Source organism: Fluviicola sp. (assembly GCF_030151805.1).
GTDB lineage: Bacteria > Bacteroidota > Bacteroidia > Flavobacteriales_D > Crocinitomicaceae > Fluviicola.
The window spans coordinates 1-18,916 of record NZ_JASLCN010000284.1 but is presented as its reverse complement, the minus strand read 5'-3'; the positions used below and the strand labels follow the sequence as shown (position 1 = coordinate 18,916).

The window sequence follows — 18,916 nt, the reverse complement described above, 5'->3', positions numbered from 1 at the left end:
AAATGGGGAAACGCAAAATAGTTACTATCCTTGGCGCTCGTCCGCAATTTATCAAAGCAGCAGCCTTATCTGTTGTTTTGAAAGAGAGCTTTGAGGAGGTTTTGGTTCACACCGGTCAGCATTACGACTCGAACATGTCGGATGTATTCTTCGAAGAATTAAATATTCCCAAACCGGATTATCATTTGAACATCGGTTCGGGTTCCCACGGAGCAATGACGGGAGCCATGCTGATTGAAATCGAGAAAGTGCTCGAAACCGAAAAACCGGATTTTGTATTGGTTTACGGTGACACGAACTCGACATTGGCAGGGGCTTTGGCCGCATCAAAAATGCTGATTCCGGTGATTCATGTGGAGGCCGGATTGCGGAGTTTCAATAAATCCATGCCGGAAGAACAAAACCGGATTTTAACGGATCATTTGTCAGGTCTATTGTTCGTGCCAACACAAACGGCAATCGAAAACCTTGAAAAGGAAGGAATTACGGAAGGAGTTCACCTGGTTGGCGATGTGATGTATGACGGAATTTTGCGTTTTGCAGAACTTGCCCGGGAAAAAAGTTCCATTCTGAATGAATTGAACCTTCGGGAAAAGGAGTTTATTCTTTGTACCATTCACCGTGCAGAAAACACCAATAATACAGATCATTTGAAAGCTATTTTTGAAGCCTTGAATGAATCCGGAGAACAAATTATTTTGCCGCTTCATCCCCGGACATTGAAATATATGTCGGATTACGGAATAAAAGCTTCTGAAAACGTCCGGATTATTGAGCCGCTGGGTTATCTGGATATGGTTCGTTTAGAGGCCACTGCAAAAAAAATTGTAACAGATAGCGGCGGAGTTCAAAAAGAAGCTTTCTTTTTGGGAGTTTCCTGCGTTACATTAAGAGAGGAAACGGAATGGGTCGAGACGGTTGAAGACGGATGGAATATACTCGTTGGAGCTTCAAAAGACCGGATTTTAGAAGCTATTGCTTCCTTTTCTCCTCAAACAGAAAGAAAAAACCACTTTGGTGATGGAACGTCCACCACAAAGATTACAGATTTGATTAAAAGGGTTGTTGCAGATTCATGAATTATTTAGCTAACTTCATGACAAGAGCTTTAAAACAACACGCGATATATAAACACGATTGAATAGAATGAAAAATAAAAAAAGAGTGCTTGTTTTGGCACCTCATACAGATGATGGTGAATTCGGATGTGGTGGATCAATAGCAAAATTTATTGAAGAAGGGCATGAGGTATATTACGCAGCTTTCTCAGCTTGTCAGCAATCCGTACTTCCTCAGTTCCCGTCAGATATTCTGATCACGGAAGTGAAGGCTGCGACCAAAGTTCTTGGAATTAAGCCTGAAAACCTGATTTTGTTTGATTACGATGTACGCACGTTCGGATATCGTCGTCAGGATATTCTGGATGATTTGATCAAACTTCGCTCGGAAATCAAGCCGGAATTGATCTTTATGCCGGATTTGCAGGATGTTCACCAGGATCACGCAACAATTGCTACGGAAGGTTTGAGAGCATTCAAATTCTCGTCCATTATGTCGTATGAACTTCCGTGGAATAATTTGTCTTTTTCCACTTCCAGTTTCATTCATTTGACTGAAAATCATGTGCAGACAAAAGTGAATGCGCTGAAAGAATACCAATCTCAGGCGCACAGACCTTATTCCGATGAAGATTTCTTAAGATCCGTTGCACGGACAAGAGGAGTTCAGATCGGGACAAAATATGCAGAAGCATTTAACATTGTTCGCTGGATAATTGATTGATATGATTCGTTTAGAAGAAATTAGAAGTTTCTTGCAGTCCGGCTCGGAAAGTTCAGGGAATGATCAGCAGATTACTCAAATTCGCTCGCTTGATGATGCGGATTTTGGTGTTGCATCATTGGGCTGGTGTTCAGATAAAAACAAAGAAAATCTGATCGCCCTGAAAGGTGGAAATGTGATTGTGAGCATTCCGGTTTTCACTGAAATGAAAGAACAATTGCCACAGCTTCATCTGATTCCGGTTGAGAAACCACGAAGCGCTTTTTTGAAAGTGTTGCAGGAATTTTTTGCGGACAAGAAAACCTTCGGATTTGTTCATCCTACGGCAGTTATTGATCCGTCGGTGAAATTTAATCCGGACACAGTACATATCGGGGCAAATGTATTTATTGATAAAAACTGTGTGTTCGGAAATCGGGTGACGATCGGCGCGAATACGGTTATTCATGCATCTACCGAAATCGGAGACGATTGCACACTTGGTTCGAACAATACGATCGGAGGAGTTGGTTTCGGCTACGAAATGAACGAAGAGAATGCATACGAATTAATGCCCCATATCGGAAATGTAGTGCTTCGGAACCGTGTTGAGATCGGAAATAACGTGTGTATCGACCGCGCAGTTTTGGGCTCCACGTTACTGGAAGAAAATGTGAAAGTGGATAACCTGGTTCACATTGCTCATGGAGTGAAGATCGGTAAAAACAGTTTGATCATTGCCAATGCGATGGTTGCCGGAAGTGTTGAAATCGGAGAAAATGTGTGGGTTTCTCCCTCGTCTTCGATCCGGCAAAAACTACAGGTTGCAGATAATTCCTTAGTAGGATTGGGTGCTGTGGTAGTTAAAAATGTAGCGGAAGGAAGCATTGTAGCTGGAAATCCTGCAAAACCTTTCGAGAAAAAATGAAAATCGCAGTTGTTATCCCGTGCAGAAATGAAGTCCGGAATATCGAAGAATGTATTCGGGCCATTTATGCATCCGATTTACCTGAAAATTATGAGCTTTTTGTCAATGTAGTTGACGGAAAAAGCAATGACGGAACACTTGAATTGTTGAATGATCTTCAAACAAAATACAAGGACCTGAAAATCGTTCCGAATGAAAAACAACTCACGCCGTATGCCTTTAACCTGGGAATCTATGCAACAAAAGATGCGGATTTCTACCAGATTATCGGGGCGAGACAAGTCGTTTCGCCGAATTATTTGAAAGATGCGGCGGAAACGCTTCAAAAGAATCCGGAGATCTGGTGTGTTGGCGGAGCAGTCAACAATGTGTATCTCAATGAAGAGGGAAAAATGATTGCCAAAGCGATGGGAACATCCTTCGGAATGGGATTGGGAAATTTCAGAACGCTCAGCGAATCCGGATTTGTGGATACAGTCGGAACTCCGATGTATCCGGGCTGGGTTTTTGAAAAAATCGGGTACTTTGATGAAGAATTGATTCGCAACCAGGATGATGATTTCAACTTTCGGGTGACGAAAGCCGGAGGAAAAATCTGGTACAATGCGTCGATTTCGTTGAAATACTATGTTCGCGGAAGTATCAGCCAATTGTGGAAGCAATTCATGCAATACGGATACTGGAAAGTATATGTCAATAAGAAACACAAAGCTGTTACAACGCTCAGACAATTGGTTCCGCCCTTGTTTGTCTTGTACCTGATACTCGTCCAGTTTTTATTTTTGATTCATCCGCTGCTGTGGCTTTATGGATTGTCCTTCTTTGGAATTTATCTCCTTTTAGGTCTTTTTGTTACTTCCCGGATTGCAGAAAGTGTCAATGAGTTTAACCGCATTTTTGTGATTTTCCCGATTCTGCATATCAGCTACGGTTGGGGGTATCTGAAAGGAATTGCAACCTTTTTAATAGCGAACAGAAAGCCGGGCGATAAGTATAAAAATATGTCGCGCTAGTAGAATATTCAGTAATTTCGCCAAAATGAGAGCAGATACTGCTTTTGATCAGAAAGACAAATTTTAATAGATTTTAAATATGATTCCGTTTTCACCACCCCGCATCGATCAACGCGTAATTGATGAAGTAACAAGTGCGTTAACCTCAGGTTGGATTACAACCGGTCCGAGAACAAAATTGTTTGAAAAACAGCTTACTGCATATTGTGGAAACAAATGTACGGTTGCGGTTAGTTCCTGGACAGCGGGAATGGAATTGTTGTTGCGTTGGTGGGGAATCGGAGCAGGCGATGAGGTGATCATCCCGGCAATTACGTATTGTGCGTCCGCAAATGTGATCATTCATACCGGGGCAAAACCGGTGATGGTAGATTTGAACCCGGATGATTTTAATATTTCGGTAGCAGCAATCCGTGCGGCAATTACACCACGAACAAAAGCAATTATGCCGGTTGATATTGCCGGTTTTCCATGTGATTACGACGGAATTTACGAAATCGTGAATGATCCTGAAATCAAGAAATTATTCCAGGCAAATTCGGAATATCAGAAAAAATTGGGTCGGATTTTGGTTGCTGCGGACGCGGCTCATTCCTTTGGCGCAACGTATGGCGGAAAACGTTCGGGAAGTCTTGCAGACGTAAGTGCTTTTTCATTCCATGCGGTAAAAAACCTTACGACAGCGGAAGGCGGAACGATGACCATCAATTTACCGGATGATTTTGATCACGAGGAAATCTACAAAGAATTGTGTATCAAGATTCTTCACGGTCAAAGCAAAGATGCACTTGCCAAAGCACAAAAAGGAAACTGGCGCTACGATGTGGCTGAGCCCGGATTCAAATGCAATATGACGGATCTTCAGGCCGCAATCGGTTTGGTGGAACTGGAACGCTTTCATGAAAACCTGGATCGTAGAAAAACCATTTGTCTGGCATACAATGAAGGGCTGAAAAATGAATCCTGGGCCATTCTCCCAAAAATGAAGGACGAAAAGCGGGAAACCTGTTATCACTTGTATCAATTGAGAATTGCAGGGGCTTCGGAAGAACAGCGGGACGCGATTATGCAGGCCATTTTTGATCAGGATGTTTCGGTAAATGTTCACTTTCAGCCGTTGCCGATTTTGACGGCCTATAAAAAATTAGGCTATAAGATGTCGGATTATCCTGAAGCCTGGGACAAATACGCAAACGAGATCACGCTGCCCGTTTATTTTGATTTGACGGACGAACAGGTTCAGATAGTTCTTCACGCTGTTAAAACGGCTGTAAAACAAGTGATGGGATAATGAAACGCTTGTTCGATATTCTTGTTTCATTCATGATTCTGTCGGTATTTCTTCCCTTCGGAATTTTAATCTCTCTTGCAATCGTTTTGGAAAGCAAAGGTGGGATATTTTACAGGCAGGAGAGAATTGGCAAAAATGGTATTCCGTTTAAATTATGGAAATTCCGCACCATGCGGGTGGATGCCGATAAATTGGGCAAACTGACCGTTGGAATGAGAGATCCGAGAATCACGCGGGTCGGATATTTTATCCGCAAATCAAAACTGGATGAGTTTCCGCAGTTTTTAAACGTGTTGACCGGAGAAATGAGTATCGTGGGGCCAAGACCGGAAGTTCAGGAATATGTCAGTTTTTATACCGAAGAGCAGCGAAAGATTCTTTCTGTAAAACCCGGAATTACGGATTATGCTTCTTTGGAGTATTTCAAAGAGAATGAATTGCTTGGTAAATCGGAAAATCCGCGAGAAACTTACATTCATGAAATCATGCCGGCTAAAATCGAGTTGAACAAAAAATACATTGCCAATCCGACCTTGGGGCAGGACATTAAAATTATGTGGCAGACGTTTTTGAAAATGATTCGCTAAAAGGCACCTACTTTTTGAACACCAGATAAACCGCAATCAGAATTAATAAAAATGCAACCGCATGATTCCATCTGAAAACTTCGTCTTTGAAGAAGAGTAGGGAAAAGATCATGAAAACGACAATGGAAATTACTTCCTGGATGATTTTTAGCTGAATCAATGAAAATGGTCCGCCATTGCCCTGATAACCGATTTTATTGGCTGGAACCATGAACATGTATTCGAAAAGGGCGATTCCCCAACTCACCAGTATGGTTACCGCAAACACCCAGATTCCGGTTTTCTTTTCGGTTGAATGATCTTTCAAATGCCCGTACCAGGCGTAAGTCATAAACGAGTTTGAAACGAGCAGCAAAGCAATTGTAAGAAGTATTCTCATCGGATTTTTCTTACAAATGTAAGCGATTCGAAAAAAGAAATCCCGCCTGAGCGGGATCGGTATTAATTTTTATAAACGTTTTTCTTTTCGACTCTTCCGTCCGTGCTTTCAACGTAGACAAAAATCCATCCTGCCGGCAGATCGTGAAGGGAATAACACCAGTTTGGCATAGCCCGGTTTTTAATCACCTGTCCGTTCAGGTCAATTAAAGTAACATCTTTGATATCAACAGAAGAAGAAACAATGAGTAAATCACTGGTCGGATTCGGATACACTTTGAGATCCCAGTTCGGTAAAGCGTTTTCTTCCGGAGGGTCTGCCAATTGTGCGTGTAACGAAGTGGAAATAAGGAAAAGTCCACTTAACAAAACGAAGGTTTTCATGGGTTCTTTGGATTTGTCTTTATAACAACTGCCGGAATGAAAGGTTACAGGAAATTGAAAATTAACAATGGAGAATTGAAAAGAAAAGTTATCTCTTTATCCAACTTGAATTAGCTTTTGATTTTAAGATGATGGTACTCAGAATCTTCATTATTTGACTGGATTCTTCTTTCAATAAATTTAAGTCTTCTTTTTTTGATTTACTTAATTCTATTAGTAGCTCAATCCAGTAATTTGATTCGTCACATTCTTTGAGAGCAATTGATAACTTATGAATAAAGTCATTTTTGCTTTCTGCATTTCTAGCTTCCCTAACATTGGCTCCAACAGAAGATGCAGCCCTTGCGAGTTGTTTGGTGATTATGAAATTTTTCTCAGTCTCATTAATTTGCTCACAAATTCTAAAAGTCTGCAATGCGAATTGAAATGTTCTTTCCCGAATATCTAGTGGTTTTGATGTCATGTGTTTTATCTTTCTTTTTTAAAGAAAAAGATCCTTGCAAACCAAGCCTTTTTGAACTTAAGAATCACATTTATGGCTTTTCAATTCTACAATTCTCCATTTTCAACTAATTTTAATTCATGGTAAAACCAATCAAACTTTCAGAAGCAAACGCAGATTTCTTCGACCGTGTGTACCAGGTTGTTCGCTTGATTCCAAGAGGAAGAGCTACGTCTTATGGAGCAATTGCTGCTTATTTAGGAACAAAAAGCGGAAGCCGGATGGTGGGTTGGGCAATGAATGCCGTTCATGGTCAGGAAGGTGTTCCGGCGCAAAGAGTCGTAAACAGAAATGGCATGCTGACAGGTAAAATGCATTTTCAAACGCCGACCCACATGGCGGAATTGTTGAGGATGGATGGAGTAGAAGTTGTAGATGACCGTATCGTAAACTGGAAAGAAGTCTTTTGGGATCCTTTAAGGGAATTGGAAATCGGTTAAGGAAACTTGGAAATAAGATTTTGTTCCCTTGCTGCTCTTAATTCATAATTGGTTCTGTAGTTCTTCACTTGCTCATTGAATAACTCTTCGTTTCCTGAAAGATGAGCGCGGAATGAAAGCTCTTTTTGGATGGATTCCAATGCTTTGTAATTATGGGAAATGGTTTCCATTTCTCCCATTTGGTTTAATAAAACCCGTTCTTTTTTGATTAACTCTCTGGCATGTTCAATCTGGCGTTCATACTCCGATTGGCAAGAACTCATAAACGCAAGAATAAAAATAACAGAAAGGAGTCGTAGTAAATTTTTCCCTTTCATGAAGCAAAGATACGAAGAAACTGTTTGATTAGAAAAATCGTTTGTTTGCTCAGAATCGTTAAATATTCATTCTTTCCGAACAAACATCCGGATGAATATTCTTTACCATTTATTTCCCGCGTAATATTACTGATTACCTTTGTAAGGATGATTTTGGTCACAGGTGCAACCGGACTTCTTGGATCACACATTGTGGTCGATTTACTTCTTCGGGGATATGAAGTTCGTGCGATGTATCGCGAAGAATCACGTAAGGAAGTGGTTTACCGCTTGTTGAAGTTTTATCATTCCGGGAAAGCAGCTTCTTTAAAGGCAAAATTAACCTGGTTTCAGGGAGATATACTGGATCTTTCAGATGTTGAAGATGCTTTGATCGGTATTTCAAAAGTAGTTCATTGTGCCGCTTTGGTTTCGTTTCACCGGCGGGATTTTAATACGCTTTTCAGGGTGAATCGCAGGGGAACGGCCAATATGGTCAATTTTGCCCTGAATTCCGGAGTCGATCAGTTTGTATATGTTTCTTCTACAGCAGCTGTGGGAAGTGATTCGAATTTTTCGGACGGACTGAAACGCGAGTCCAATGAATGGAATCCGAATGATGAGGTGAGTGGATATTCGCTTTCTAAATTCAGTGCTGAAAAAGAAGTCTGGCGGGCAAATGAAGAAGGCTTGCCGGTTTCGATTGTGAATCCAAGCGTGATGTTTGGTCCGGGTTCCTGGGAAGAAAGCTCCCTGAAAATCTTCCGGACGCTGCACAAAGGATTGAAATTTTATACCAAAGGATCGAATGCTTTTGTAGATGTACGGGATGTTTCTGCGTTGATCATTCGACTCATCGAAACGGAAAAAACCGGAGAGCGCTACCTGGTTACTGGTTCGAATATCACTTTCAAAGAATTATTCGACCGGATTTGTGAGAAGCTCCGCGTAAAAGCACCTTCTATATTGGCCGGACCGTTTTTAACAGGGCTTGCATGGCGTTTATCAGGGCTTTCGGGTCGTTTTACCGGAAAGCGCCCGACGATCACAAAAGAAAGTGCCCGAAGCTCTCAGAGCGATTCCAAATTTTCCAACGAAAAACTGTTGAATGATTTTCCTGATTTCCAATTCACGAAACTGGAAGATACGATTGATATAACGATCAAAGGTCGTATGGATTCTGAGAATTGAAAATTGATAGTGGAAAATACCTTGTCAATTCTTCATCTTACATTATCCCTTGCTGTTTGCCAAATCAAAATTAATTTGCTCAATGTAGTTGAGAAGTTTCTCTCTTCCAAATTTAGATTCGCTGGAAGTCGTGAAAACCGGTGGAAGTGCCTCCCAGTATTTCAACATTTCCTTTTTATAAGCAGCCAGGTTTTTCTGCAAAGCAGAGCTGGAAAGCTTGTCGATTTTGGTGAAAACCATCGAGAATGGCAATTGTTGTTCCGCACACCAGGTCATGAACTCCAAATCGATTTTTTGCGGCTCCAAACGTGAATCAATCAAAACAAAGGTGTTAATGAGCATTTCTCGTCTCGTCAAAAACTCAGAAATAAATTTCTCCCATTGGTGTCTGCTCGATTTCGAAGCCTTCGCATATCCGTATCCCGGTAAATCCACCAGGTACCATTCGTCGTTGATTAAGAAGTGGTTGATCAATTGCGTTTTTCCAGGTCTCCCGGAAGTTTTTGCCATGTCTTTTTTATCCACCAACATGTTAATCAAGGAAGATTTACCAACATTTGAGCGACCGATAAAAGCATATTCCGGCTTTCCGTCTGTCGGACAAAGTTTGATGTCTGTATTACTGATGATGAATTTTGCTTCCTTGATAACCATGTGCTTTTTTTGTTGCAAAGGTACGAGAATATTTTTGTTCGTACCCTGATTCAAAATACGACAAATGATGTGTTGAATGCTTTTTGAAGGGGAGCTATGTTTGCATCAACCAAAATTAAACCCAGATGAAAAAGTTATGAATATGCGAATGCGCAATTTCAGACGGGAGTGTTTCTGGTCTTCCGCGTTTTTTATTCTGCTAACTTTGTTGCTATTAAATCTGAACGTTGAACCAGGAGCCGATAAGTGTAGTATTTGAAGACGAGCAATGTCTGGTGGTGAATAAGCCGGTAAATCTGATCGTGCATCATTCGTATTATGCGCGAAACATCGAAGAAACTTCTTTGACAGATCTGATTCGCGTACAAGGGTGGGAGAATGCAAGTCCGGTTCATCGCCTGGATCGTAAAACTTCCGGATTACTGCTTTTCGCCAAAGAATCAAAATGGGTGGCTGAATTTCAAAGTCTGTTTGAAAAAGACGAAATCGAAAAAAAATACCTGGCTCTGCTTCGTGGTTTTGTGGATGCGGAAGGAATTATTGATTCACCGGTGAAAAACGATCGCGGAAACTACAAGGAGGCAAAAACAATCTTCCGGTGTCTGGAGCAGTTCGAACGGGATTACATCATTCCGCCCTATGAAAAACAACGCTACAGTTTGGTGGAAATGATTCCGGTAACGGGTAGAATGCATCAACTGCGGATTCATGCAAACAAAATGGCTCATCCGATCATCAACGATCCGAAATACGGAAACCGGCACCACAATCATTATTTTCAGGAGGAATTGGGAATTCACGAGCTTTTTTTACACGCTTACAGTCTCCGGTTTCAACAGCCGTTTTCAGGAGAGTTGATAGATCTTCAGGTGGATTTGCCTGAATTTTGGTCTGTTTTTTTGAACGGAGTCTGAATACCGAAGAGGATATAAATGGAAAAAGCCCTTTGAACATTAATTCAAAGGGCTTTTCTACTACAACTTAACCTAACTAACTCTTGCGTAAGAGTGCTTTGTGAAACATATCGGATGATTTTTGAAGAACACCCTCAGCTCAATATCTTTGTTTTATTGTCAAACAATTTAGTGAATTGACTGGGAAAGTTAGCGCCTTTGCAGGAAATAAACAAATTTCCCAGTCATATTCCATATTTTTAAGTCATCTGATACCTTCCAGGTTTTTCTGCTCCTTGACCAGCAGTCCGCCTGATTCAGCTTTCAATTCTGACTCATATTTGTTGTGAATAGTGTTATTACAAAAGTAAGGGGTTAAAAAGGATTATACAACCGTATAAATACTGAAAATGCAAATGTGGTTTTCCGAAATTCGTGAACATTACAACTAAACACCTGATAAATAGTTTGATTTCCTACAAAATGAAATGAGAAGTTTTTTTATTCTCAGGAATTGTCAGCCTGGTAATTGATCTTTTTTCGACTTCAAAAGCAGAAAACACGGCTTTTTCCTCCCTTCTTGTCCTTTGAAAAATGTCAATATATCGGGACGTTCTTTCCGTTTGGGATTATTTCGATTCGTTGTTTAGCGTTACGACTAAATGGTGTCTTTTAAAACGTTCCGGGATAAGAAGTGTTTTTCGGTTTTTTTTATTCGGGCATTTAGGAAGTTGACCGAATTTTTTGACGACGCTTTTTGCCTGTCAGAAATGTCAGAAAATTTGGAAGTTGACCGGAAGAATGAGCTTTTTATCTTCATAGTGAATTTTCAGTTGAATGGTTGATTGTTAGGTCAATAAAACAGATAGATTCATGCGTTTTGTTTGATCTTTCATTCCGTTTTGTAACGGCCGGCCGGTTTGTTCTCTTTCAGACAATTTTTCCACAATTTTTCATTTGTTACCACTTTTTACCACCATGGATTAAAAATCTAAAAATTCAATAAAATCAGACCTTTTGAATAAAATGTTGTAACCTTATGTTTGTTGTTTACGTTAGAAGTTATCAACAAAGTGTAATTTGGTGGTAAAAAGTGGGTGATTCTCCCTAATTTTACCCATTATTAATAGCTATGGCTGGACTTGTCGGAGAATTTGAAGTAAAACTGGATGGAAAAGGACGATTCCTCTTCCCTGCAGGGCTGCGCAAGCAACTTTCTCCGGATGCTCAGGAACAATTCATGTTGAACAAAGGCTTTGAAGACTGTTTGACGCTTTACCCGATGAATGAATGGGAAAAGTTGTCGGCGAAGTTGTCGAAGCTGAACTTGTTTAAACCACAAAACCGGATGTTTTACCGCTTGTTTCATCAGGGGGCAAAACAAATCGCGCTGGATAATGCGGGTCGCGCATTGATTCCGGTGATGCACATGGAACGTGTTGGTTTGGATAAGGATGTGATGCTGATCGCATACAACGATCGAATTGAAATCTGGGACAAGGACAAATATTTCCAACTGATTGATGGAAACATGGCTGATTTTGCTGATTTGGCAGATGAAGTAATGGGTGATTTGGGGAATGATGACGAATAACGATGCTGCATACCACGTGCCTGTCATGTTGCAGGAGTGTCTTGATGGATTAGCAATTAATCCGGATGGGATTTACGTAGATGTTACCTTTGGTGGTGGCGGTCACTCGCGTGCCATTTTCGAAAAACTTTCTCCAAAAGGCCAGCTGATTGTATTTGATCAGGATCCGGACGCTCGTGCAAATGCATGGGAAGCTCCGAATTTCCATTTTGTAGCTGCCAACTTTGCTTTTCTCAAAAATCATTTACGTGTTTTGGGTATTCCTGTTGTTGATGGAATTCTGGCAGATCTGGGTGTTTCGTCTCATCAGTTTGACGACGCGAAAAGGGGGTTCTCGATTCGTTCCAATGAAGCTTTGGATATGCGCATGAACCAATCGGGGGATTTCACGGCGGCAAAAATTGTTCAGACTTACGATGAAGAACAATTGGCTGCAATCTTCCGGAAATACGGTGAATTGGATCATCCGTTCAAAACGGCTGTGGAATTGGTGAAAGCGCGTAATCGCTCAAAAATTAAAACAACGGGTGAGTTGATGGAGGCTTTGCTGCCGGTTGCTCCGAAGTTTAAAGATCATAAATTCTTTGCACAGGTATTCCAGGCGCTTCGTATTGAGGTGAACCAGGAAATGGATGTGTTGGAGAAGTTTCTGCTTCAGACCGCTGAAGTGTTGAAGCCGGAAGGGCGTTTGGTAGTGATGTCCTATCACTCTCTGGAAGATCGTTTGGTGAAAAACCTCATGAAACGCGGAAACCTGGATGGGTCGATTGAAAAAGATTTCTTCGGAAAAGTGTTGAAGCCTTTTGAAGAGGTGAATCGCAAACCGATTTTGCCAACTGAAGAAGAGATTCAGCTGAATTCACGTGCGCGAAGTGCAAAGTTGCGAATTGCTAAAAAGATGAGTGATGGAAAATGAGTACAGAGAACGGGAGGAAAATCCGATGGATGCTGTACGAGGGAAATCATCTCGTGAAAAATATTCCACGGAAATACCGGAGGAGAAGGTTGTAAAGAAGGAGAGGGTCGCAAAAAAAGCATCTGCAAAGAAGGTTGCGGAAAAGCCGAAGGTTGAAAACAGTTCGAATCCGAAGGCAAAAGTGAAGGCGGCAACGGCTGCGAAACCACGTCGCCAGAATTTGCTGATTCAGGTGTTGAACGGGGAGATTCTGACAAGAGATTTTGTGTTGAATAACCTGACGTTCATCTTTTTTATCCTCTTGTTGCTGATGTTGATGGTGGCGAAAGGATATTATGGCAAACAATTGCAAAAAGACATTACGGATCTGCAGGCTGATGTGGATGCGCAGACTGCTGAATACATAGAGAACAAGGCGCGTTTGGAAGAATCGACTTCCCGTTACCGTTTGGTTCAGGCATTGGAGAAACGCGGATTGAAGGAAACGGTAAATCCGGCGAAAGTGATACGATTAAAGCGGGCAGACAATGAGTGATAAAAAGGACTTGATGTGGCGGGCTTACCTGGTTTACATAGGTTTCTTCATCGCTTTGATTGTGGTGATCGTGAAAACGGTGATCATTCAGTCGGAAGGAAGTGCTTCGCTGTTTGCAGCAACCAAAGAAAAAATACCAACCCGCGCGGTAAAACGTTACCCGAGACGCGGAGAAGTACTCGATAGAAATTATACGCCGTTGATTACATCGGTGTCGTTCTTTGACATACACATGGATCCTACAGTTGTGAGCCAGGAAATTTTCGACAAGGAGATCAGTGATTTGTCTCGCGGTTTAAGCCAGTTGTTTCCGGAAACTTCTTCCCGCGATTTCGAAAATTATATTCGAAAAGGAAGAGCAAGAGGAAGACGGTATATTACCATTAAACTGAAAGCGACGAATGAACAACGACATCGTTTAAGGGAATTGCCGATTTTCAATTTGGGAAGAAACAAAGGAGGTTTGATTGATACGGATGAAACCATTTTGCGGAAACGTCCTCACGGAGAAATCTTAAAAAGAACACTCGGTTATTATCAGCACAATGAGAATTCCAAAGAATTGCGTGTAGGAATTGAGGGAGCGTTTAACGAAGTGCTTGCAGGAGAACCGGGTGAAGAAGTGGAGCAAAAAATTTCTTCCGGTTGGAAAAGAACGGGGAAAATGATTCGCGAGCCGATCGAAGGAGCTGATTTAATTACTTCGCTTGATATGGAAATCCAGGAAGTGGCACATTCCGAATTGTACCGGCAGTTGAAAAACCAGGGCGCGAAAAGCGGTTGTGTGATTGTAATGGATGTGAAAACAGGTTTTGTTCGTGCGGTTTCGAATTTGCAATTGGCTTCCGATGGCGAATATTACGAGTTGTATAACCATGCGATCGGTACGAAAGAGGTTCCGGGTTCTACTTTCAAATTAGCTGTTTTAATGGCTGCTTTGGAAGATCAAAAGATTAGTTTGGATGATACGGTGAATGCGGTTGGTGAATACCAGTTCTATGATCTGAAATTAAAAGATTCGAATCCGTACGGTTATGGTAAAATCACGATTCGCAGGGCATTCGAACTTTCTTCCAACGTCATTGCACGGGTGATTCACAATGCATACCGCAAAGAGCCGCAATTGTTCATTGATCGTTTGCGTTCGTTCGGAATCGGTGACTCATTGGGAATTGATCTTCAGGGTGAACCGAAACCAACCTTGTACGCACCGGGAACCAGGCAATGGTCGGGAATTTCTCTTCCATGGATGGCAATCGGTTACGAGGTGCAGCAAACGCCTTTGCAGACTTTGGCTTTTTACAATGCGGTAGCGAATAACGGAACCCTGGTCCGGCCTCAGTTTGTGGAGCATATCCGCAGAGGACAACGAATTGTGAAGACTTACAAACCGATTGTGCTTCGTCCGAAAATCTGCTCTGATAAAACATTGCGTGCTTTACAGGAATGCTTGAAAGGAGTTGTGAAGCGTGGAACGGGAAGTGCTTTGAAATCGGCCCTTTTTGATATTGCGGGAAAAACAGGAACGGCGGTAGTTCAGAATGCTGACGGACGTTACGGAGAAGAAGGAAACAAAACGTATCAGGCTTCGTTCGTTGGTTACTTCCCTGCAGATGAACCGCTTTATTCCTGTATTGTAGTAGTTGCTGCACCTTCCAAAGATATTTACGGAGCAACGGTTTCCGGAACGGTGTTCTCTGCAATTGCAAACAAGGTTTACTCCAATTCGTTGAATTATCACAAAGCGATTAACGAAGAGAAAAAGCGGGTTAAGGATGCTCCGGCGATCAAGGATGGGAACATTACGGATTTGGTGACGGTTTTGAAGCGTTTGCATCTGCCTTACCAATTGGATGCGTACAGCGAATGGTCACACGTTCGAACTTCAGGTTCGAATATCTCCATTGTTCCACGCAAAATTTCTTCAACGACCGTTCCGAATCTCGCAGGTTTAACAGCGAAAGATGCGGTTGCTCTGATTGAAGATTTGGGAATGCATGTGTATGTCCGTGGAAGCGGAAAAGTGGTAAAACAAACAATTCCTGCCGGATCACCATTGGTTCCGGGAGGATTAATAGAATTGATATTGGAATGAAAACCTTACATGAAATAGCAAAAGCAACGAAAGTAACTCAGTGGATCGGTCCGGCTGATGCGATGGTTTCTGCGCTTGTTTCAGATTCCCGCAAAGCTCTTGCAGGAACGCTTTTCATTGCTGTGAAAGGAACGAAAGTAGATGCACACGATTTCATTCCGCAGGTGCTGGCTCAAGGATGTACGGCATTGGTGCTCGAGAAAAGTGTGGAAGTTCCGTCGCATGTAACAGTGTTGCTGGTTCCGGACACTTCAAAGGCTTTAGGTGAACTGGCACATGCTTTTTATGATTATCCTTCACAGTATTTGCAATTGGTAGGAGTTACCGGAACAAACGGAAAAACAACCACGACAACACTTTTACACGATTTGTATACCGGATTGGGCTACAAAGTGGGATTGATTTCAACAGTAGTGAATCTGATCGGAAAAGAAACGATTCCTTCCACGCATACCACTCCGGATCCGATTGCATTGAATGCTTTGCTGGCAGACATGGTGGCTCAGGGGTGTTCGTATTGTTTCATGGAAGTCAGTTCGCATTCGGTAGTTCAGAATCGTATTGCCGGCTTGGTTTTCAAAGGTGGTGCTTTCACGAATATCACGCACGATCATTTGGATTATCACGGAACGTTTAAAGCATATATCGAAGCTAAAAAGGCATTTTTTGACGGTTTGTCGAAAGAAGCTTTTGCCCTGGTAAATGCGGATGACAAGAACGGAATGGTGATGGTTCAGAATACGAAAGCGAAGATTTCCACTTTCGGTTTGAAAACACATTCCGATTTCAAAGTAAAAGTATTGGAAAACAGCTTTAATGGTTTACTTCTGACGGTGAATGGAATTGAACTTTGGACCCGTTTGATCGGAGATTTCAATGCATACAACATCGCGACGGTTTACGGAATCAGCCAGTTGCTTGGTTCGGATTCAACGGAAGTATTGACGGTTTTAAGCCGCCTGGAATCCGTTGACGGGCGTTTCCAGTTCACCAAAAGTGAATCGGACATTACTGCGATTGTGGATTATGCCCACACGCCGGATGCGTTGGAAAATGTATTGAAAACGATCGAAAATATTCGTACGCGAAACGAGCAGGTCATCACGGTGGTGGGGTGTGGCGGCGATCGCGATGCGCTAAAAAGACCCGAAATGGCACGTATTGCTTGTGAATTAAGCAACAAGGTCATTTTGACTTCAGACAACCCTCGAACAGAAGATCCTGCGGAAATTTTAAAACAAATGGAAGCCGGGGTCGGAGCACACCAAACAATGAAGGTCCTTTCCATTCTGGACAGAGATCAGGCCATTAAAACGGCTGTGTCTTTGGCGCAGCCAAAAGATATTATCCTGATTGCGGGAAAAGGACATGAAAAGTACCAGGAGATCAACGGAGTGAAACATCCCTTCGATGATTTCGATGTTGTAAAGAATTACTTCATGAAACTCAAAAAGTGATGAATGAAAAACGAACACAAATCAAATACTAAAAAGTTATGTTAACATACCTCTTTAATTATTTAGAACAATTAGATTTTCCGGGAGCCGGGGTGTTTCATTACATCTCTTTCCGTGCGGCGATGGCATTGATTACTTCCTTGATCGTGTCTATCATTTTCGGGAAACGCCTGATCAACCTGTTGCGTCGTCAGCAGATCGGTGAAACGGTTCGTGATTTAGGTTTGACGGGGCAATTGGAAAAAGCGGGAACACCGACAATGGGAGGATTGATCATTCTTTCCGCGATCTTAATTCCAACGCTTTTGTTTGCAAAATTGCACAACGTATATGTGATCACGATGCTGCTTGCGACTGTTTGGCTGGGAGCAATCGGATTCATCGATGATTACATCAAAGTGTTCAAAAAGAATAAAGAAGGCTTGAAAGGAAAATTCAAGGTTGTCGGACAAATCGGAGTGGGAGTCATCGTGGGATCAATCATGTATTTTCACCCGGATGTACAGGTTCATAAACGCGTTTCGGCAAATTACAAATTACAAGCCGGAGAATCGTTCGTAACGCATCAGCATTCAAAAGATGTGGTGGATACCATTCCTTCCAAGTGGATTGTAACACGCGATATGACGACAACGATTCCATTTGTTAAAAACAACGAATTCAACTACAACTGGTTGATCGGTGATATTGACAAATCTTACGGCTGGGCTTTGTTCATTCCTTTTGTGATCATTGTGGTGATAGCTGTTTCGAACGGGGCAAATATGACGGACGGACTCGATGGTCTGGCCACGGGAACGAGCGCCATTGCCGGAATTGCGTTGGCGGTTTTGGCCTACGTGACGTCGAATGTTCATTTTGCGGATTACCTGAATGTGATGTACGTTCCGTATGCGGAAGAACTCGTAATCTTCATTGCTGCTTTCGTGGGGGCATGTATCGGATTCCTGTGGTATAACAGTTACCCGGCACAGGTTTTCATGGGAGATACCGGAAGTTTGGCTTTGGGAGGAATCATTGCGGTATTCGCCATTTCCATTCGCAAGGAATTATTGATTCCGGTTCTGTGCGGAATCTTCCTGGTAGAGAATTTATCTGTGATCATGCAGGTTGGTTATTTCAAATACACGAAAAAACGATTTGGGGAAGGACGCCGGATTTTCAGAATGGCCCCGCTGCATCATCACTACCAGAAAAAGGGCTTGCATGAAGCGAAAATCGTTTCCCGTTTCTGGATCGTGGCAATTCTTCTGGCTGTTGTATCAATCGTAACTCTGAAACTGCGGTAATGAACATTCAAAACAAAATAGTGGTTGTTTTGGGCGCCGGCGAAAGCGGTGTCGGTGCTGCGATTCTTGCGAAAGTAAAGGAGGCAAAAGTCTTTGTTTCTGATTTCGGGAGTATCAAAGAAACATTTCAGGCTGAACTGGATCAGTATGGATTGGAATGGGAACAAGGGAAACACAGCATGGAGCGCATTCTGGAAGCAGATTTGGTAATCAAGTCGCCCGGAATTCCGGAAAAAGCACCGGTGATGAAAGCCATCCGCGAAAAAGGAATCAAAGTGATTTCCGAGATCGAATTCGCAGGATATTTTACCACGGCAAAAAAAGTGTGTATCACGGGAAGTAACGGGAAAACCACCACAACGATGCTGATTCATCACATGCTGAAAAAAGCAGGATTGAATGTGGGATTGGCCGGAAATGTCGGATATAGCTTCGCAAAACAAGTGGCGTTGGAAGACAACGAAATTTACGTGTTGGAGTTGAGTTCTTTCCAGTTGGATGATATGGAAGATTTCAAAGCGGAGATTGCCATTCTGACAAACATCACTCCGGATCATTTGGATCGCTACGAGTACAACATGCAATTGTATGTCAATTCGAAGTTCCGCATCCTGAACAACCAAACGGCAGATGATTATTTCATCTACAATGCGGATGATCAGACAATCATGGCTGAAATGGAGAAACGCTCCGTTCCGGCAAAAAAACTTCC

The 18,916-nt window shown here is 42.2% G+C and carries 21 protein-coding genes; 16 read left to right on the top strand and 5 right to left on the bottom strand.

Annotated elements, in window-relative coordinates:
* The first annotated feature begins 2 nt into the window (after nucleotides 1-2).
* From wecB to Q1V93_RS10830, 6 genes are all read left to right on the top strand, one after another.
* Nucleotides 3-1,079, top strand: a complete 1,077-nt coding sequence (gene wecB, locus Q1V93_RS10855; protein ID WP_300664590.1) for a non-hydrolyzing UDP-N-acetylglucosamine 2-epimerase — start codon at nucleotides 3-5, stop codon at nucleotides 1,077-1,079.
* 67 nt (nucleotides 1,080-1,146) lie between these two features.
* A complete protein-coding gene (locus Q1V93_RS10850) occupies nucleotides 1,147-1,782 on the top strand; it encodes a PIG-L deacetylase family protein (protein ID WP_300664588.1) in 636 nt (211 codons plus the stop codon).
* Between the two features lies 1 nt (nucleotide 1,783).
* The gene (locus tag Q1V93_RS10845) at nucleotides 1,784-2,689 is read left to right on the top strand and encodes a UDP-3-O-(3-hydroxymyristoyl)glucosamine N-acyltransferase (protein WP_300664586.1); all 906 of its coding nucleotides are present in this window, start codon (nucleotides 1,784-1,786) and stop codon (nucleotides 2,687-2,689) included.
* Nucleotides 2,686-3,702, top strand: a complete 1,017-nt coding sequence (locus Q1V93_RS10840) for a glycosyltransferase family 2 protein (protein ID WP_300664584.1) — start codon at nucleotides 2,686-2,688, stop codon at nucleotides 3,700-3,702. The genes Q1V93_RS10845 and Q1V93_RS10840 overlap by 4 nt, the downstream gene beginning before the upstream one ends.
* Before the next feature lie 79 nt (nucleotides 3,703-3,781).
* Complete coding sequence (locus Q1V93_RS10835; RefSeq protein ID WP_300664582.1) at nucleotides 3,782-4,993, top strand: DegT/DnrJ/EryC1/StrS aminotransferase family protein; 1,212 nt, start codon at nucleotides 3,782-3,784, stop codon at nucleotides 4,991-4,993.
* Nucleotides 4,993-5,580, top strand: coding sequence for a sugar transferase (locus tag Q1V93_RS10830; RefSeq protein ID WP_300664580.1), 588 nt, complete (start codon nucleotides 4,993-4,995; stop codon nucleotides 5,578-5,580). The genes Q1V93_RS10835 and Q1V93_RS10830 overlap by 1 nt, the downstream gene beginning before the upstream one ends.
* A gap of 7 nt (nucleotides 5,581-5,587) precedes the next feature.
* Here the strand turns inward: Q1V93_RS10830 and Q1V93_RS10825 are convergent, their stop codons facing one another.
* The 3 genes from Q1V93_RS10825 to Q1V93_RS10815 form a co-directional block, all read right to left on the bottom strand.
* A complete protein-coding gene (locus tag Q1V93_RS10825; protein ID WP_300664578.1) occupies nucleotides 5,588-5,959 on the bottom strand; it encodes a DMT family protein in 372 nt (123 codons plus the stop codon).
* A gap of 62 nt (nucleotides 5,960-6,021) precedes the next feature.
* Nucleotides 6,022-6,342, bottom strand: coding sequence for a T9SS type A sorting domain-containing protein (locus Q1V93_RS10820; RefSeq protein WP_300664576.1), 321 nt, complete (start codon nucleotides 6,340-6,342; stop codon nucleotides 6,022-6,024).
* Nucleotides 6,343-6,430: 88 nt separating this feature from the next.
* On the bottom strand, nucleotides 6,431-6,805 hold the full coding sequence (locus Q1V93_RS10815) for a four helix bundle protein (protein ID WP_300664574.1): 375 nt from the start codon (nucleotides 6,803-6,805) through the stop codon (nucleotides 6,431-6,433).
* 119 nt (nucleotides 6,806-6,924) lie between these two features.
* Between Q1V93_RS10815 and Q1V93_RS10810 the strand changes: the two genes are divergently transcribed.
* Nucleotides 6,925-7,284, top strand: coding sequence for an MGMT family protein (locus Q1V93_RS10810; RefSeq protein ID WP_300664572.1), 360 nt, complete (start codon nucleotides 6,925-6,927; stop codon nucleotides 7,282-7,284).
* On the opposite strand, the gene Q1V93_RS10805 is transcribed toward Q1V93_RS10810, so the two are convergent.
* Nucleotides 7,281-7,601 carry a hypothetical protein gene (locus tag Q1V93_RS10805; RefSeq protein WP_300664570.1) on the bottom strand — a complete coding sequence of 107 codons (321 nt, stop codon included), beginning with the start codon at nucleotides 7,599-7,601 and terminating at the stop codon, nucleotides 7,281-7,283. The two genes, Q1V93_RS10810 and Q1V93_RS10805, sit on opposite strands and share 4 nt — an antisense overlap.
* Nucleotides 7,602-7,646: 45 nt before the next feature.
* On the opposite strand from Q1V93_RS10805, the gene Q1V93_RS10800 reads away from it, so the two are divergent.
* Complete coding sequence (locus Q1V93_RS10800) at nucleotides 7,647-8,771, top strand: NAD-dependent epimerase/dehydratase family protein (RefSeq protein ID WP_300664569.1); 1,125 nt, start codon at nucleotides 7,647-7,649, stop codon at nucleotides 8,769-8,771.
* 42 nt (nucleotides 8,772-8,813) lie between these two features.
* Here Q1V93_RS10800 and yihA read toward each other — a convergent pair whose 3' ends face one another.
* On the bottom strand, nucleotides 8,814-9,425 hold the full coding sequence (gene yihA / locus Q1V93_RS10795) for a ribosome biogenesis GTP-binding protein YihA/YsxC (RefSeq protein ID WP_300664567.1): 612 nt from the start codon (nucleotides 9,423-9,425) through the stop codon (nucleotides 8,814-8,816).
* 227 nt (nucleotides 9,426-9,652) lie between these two features.
* Here yihA and Q1V93_RS10790 point away from each other — a divergent pair, with 227 nt between their 5' ends.
* From Q1V93_RS10790 to murD, 8 genes are all read left to right on the top strand, one after another.
* Complete coding sequence (locus Q1V93_RS10790; RefSeq protein ID WP_300664565.1) at nucleotides 9,653-10,339, top strand: RluA family pseudouridine synthase; 687 nt, start codon at nucleotides 9,653-9,655, stop codon at nucleotides 10,337-10,339.
* A gap of 1,111 nt (nucleotides 10,340-11,450) precedes the next feature.
* A complete protein-coding gene (gene mraZ / locus Q1V93_RS10785) occupies nucleotides 11,451-11,912 on the top strand; it encodes a division/cell wall cluster transcriptional repressor MraZ (protein ID WP_300664563.1) in 462 nt (153 codons plus the stop codon).
* Complete coding sequence (rsmH, locus tag Q1V93_RS10780; protein WP_300664608.1) at nucleotides 11,902-12,828, top strand: 16S rRNA (cytosine(1402)-N(4))-methyltransferase RsmH; 927 nt, start codon at nucleotides 11,902-11,904, stop codon at nucleotides 12,826-12,828. Before mraZ ends, rsmH begins: the two co-directional genes overlap by 11 nt.
* Nucleotides 12,818-13,363, top strand: coding sequence for an FtsL-like putative cell division protein (locus Q1V93_RS10775; RefSeq protein WP_300664561.1), 546 nt, complete (start codon nucleotides 12,818-12,820; stop codon nucleotides 13,361-13,363). The genes rsmH and Q1V93_RS10775 overlap by 11 nt, the downstream gene beginning before the upstream one ends.
* Nucleotides 13,356-15,458: a penicillin-binding protein gene (locus Q1V93_RS10770; protein ID WP_300664559.1), complete on the top strand. Its 2,103-nt coding sequence runs from the start codon at nucleotides 13,356-13,358 to the stop codon at nucleotides 15,456-15,458. Before Q1V93_RS10775 ends, Q1V93_RS10770 begins: the two co-directional genes overlap by 8 nt.
* Nucleotides 15,455-16,915 carry a UDP-N-acetylmuramoyl-L-alanyl-D-glutamate--2,6-diaminopimelate ligase gene (locus Q1V93_RS10765; protein WP_300664557.1) on the top strand — a complete coding sequence of 487 codons (1,461 nt, stop codon included), beginning with the start codon at nucleotides 15,455-15,457 and terminating at the stop codon, nucleotides 16,913-16,915. Before Q1V93_RS10770 ends, Q1V93_RS10765 begins: the two co-directional genes overlap by 4 nt.
* 38 nt (nucleotides 16,916-16,953) lie before the next feature.
* Nucleotides 16,954-18,204 carry a phospho-N-acetylmuramoyl-pentapeptide-transferase gene (gene mraY, locus Q1V93_RS10760; protein WP_300664555.1) on the top strand — a complete coding sequence of 417 codons (1,251 nt, stop codon included), beginning with the start codon at nucleotides 16,954-16,956 and terminating at the stop codon, nucleotides 18,202-18,204.
* Nucleotides 18,204-18,916 (top strand): Mur ligase family protein (murD, locus tag Q1V93_RS10755; protein WP_300664553.1); only part of this gene is annotated, 713 nt, incomplete at its 3' end. The genes mraY and murD, both read left to right, overlap by 1 nt.

Excerpts from the sequence above, each read along its gene's own strand:
- mraY (WP_300664555.1), top strand. The coding sequence starts at position 16,954 with ATGTTAACATACCTCTTTAATTATTTAGAACAATTAGATTTTCCGGGA.
- Q1V93_RS10810 (WP_300664572.1), top strand. The coding sequence starts at position 6,925 with ATGGTAAAACCAATCAAACTTTCAGAAGCAAACGCAGATTTCTTCGAC.
- Q1V93_RS10850 (WP_300664588.1), top strand. The coding sequence starts at position 1,147 with ATGAAAAATAAAAAAAGAGTGCTTGTTTTGGCACCTCATACAGATGAT.
- rsmH (WP_300664608.1), top strand. The coding sequence starts at position 11,902 with ATGACGAATAACGATGCTGCATACCACGTGCCTGTCATGTTGCAGGAG.
- mraZ (WP_300664563.1), top strand. The coding sequence starts at position 11,451 with ATGGCTGGACTTGTCGGAGAATTTGAAGTAAAACTGGATGGAAAAGGA.
- Q1V93_RS10820 (WP_300664576.1), bottom strand. The coding sequence starts at position 6,342 with ATGAAAACCTTCGTTTTGTTAAGTGGACTTTTCCTTATTTCCACTTCG.
- Q1V93_RS10825 (WP_300664578.1), bottom strand. The coding sequence starts at position 5,959 with ATGAGAATACTTCTTACAATTGCTTTGCTGCTCGTTTCAAACTCGTTT.
- yihA (WP_300664567.1), bottom strand. The coding sequence starts at position 9,425 with ATGGTTATCAAGGAAGCAAAATTCATCATCAGTAATACAGACATCAAA.
- Q1V93_RS10840 (WP_300664584.1), top strand. The coding sequence starts at position 2,686 with ATGAAAATCGCAGTTGTTATCCCGTGCAGAAATGAAGTCCGGAATATC.
- Q1V93_RS10845 (WP_300664586.1), top strand. The coding sequence starts at position 1,784 with ATGATTCGTTTAGAAGAAATTAGAAGTTTCTTGCAGTCCGGCTCGGAA.
- Q1V93_RS10830 (WP_300664580.1), top strand. The coding sequence starts at position 4,993 with ATGAAACGCTTGTTCGATATTCTTGTTTCATTCATGATTCTGTCGGTA.
- Q1V93_RS10805 (WP_300664570.1), bottom strand. The coding sequence starts at position 7,601 with ATGAAAGGGAAAAATTTACTACGACTCCTTTCTGTTATTTTTATTCTT.
- wecB (WP_300664590.1), top strand. The coding sequence starts at position 3 with ATGGGGAAACGCAAAATAGTTACTATCCTTGGCGCTCGTCCGCAATTT.
- Q1V93_RS10775 (WP_300664561.1), top strand. The coding sequence starts at position 12,818 with ATGGAAAATGAGTACAGAGAACGGGAGGAAAATCCGATGGATGCTGTA.
- Q1V93_RS10835 (WP_300664582.1), top strand. The coding sequence starts at position 3,782 with ATGATTCCGTTTTCACCACCCCGCATCGATCAACGCGTAATTGATGAA.
- Q1V93_RS10815 (WP_300664574.1), bottom strand. The coding sequence starts at position 6,805 with ATGACATCAAAACCACTAGATATTCGGGAAAGAACATTTCAATTCGCA.
- Q1V93_RS10770 (WP_300664559.1), top strand. The coding sequence starts at position 13,356 with ATGAGTGATAAAAAGGACTTGATGTGGCGGGCTTACCTGGTTTACATA.
- Q1V93_RS10765 (WP_300664557.1), top strand. The coding sequence starts at position 15,455 with ATGAAAACCTTACATGAAATAGCAAAAGCAACGAAAGTAACTCAGTGG.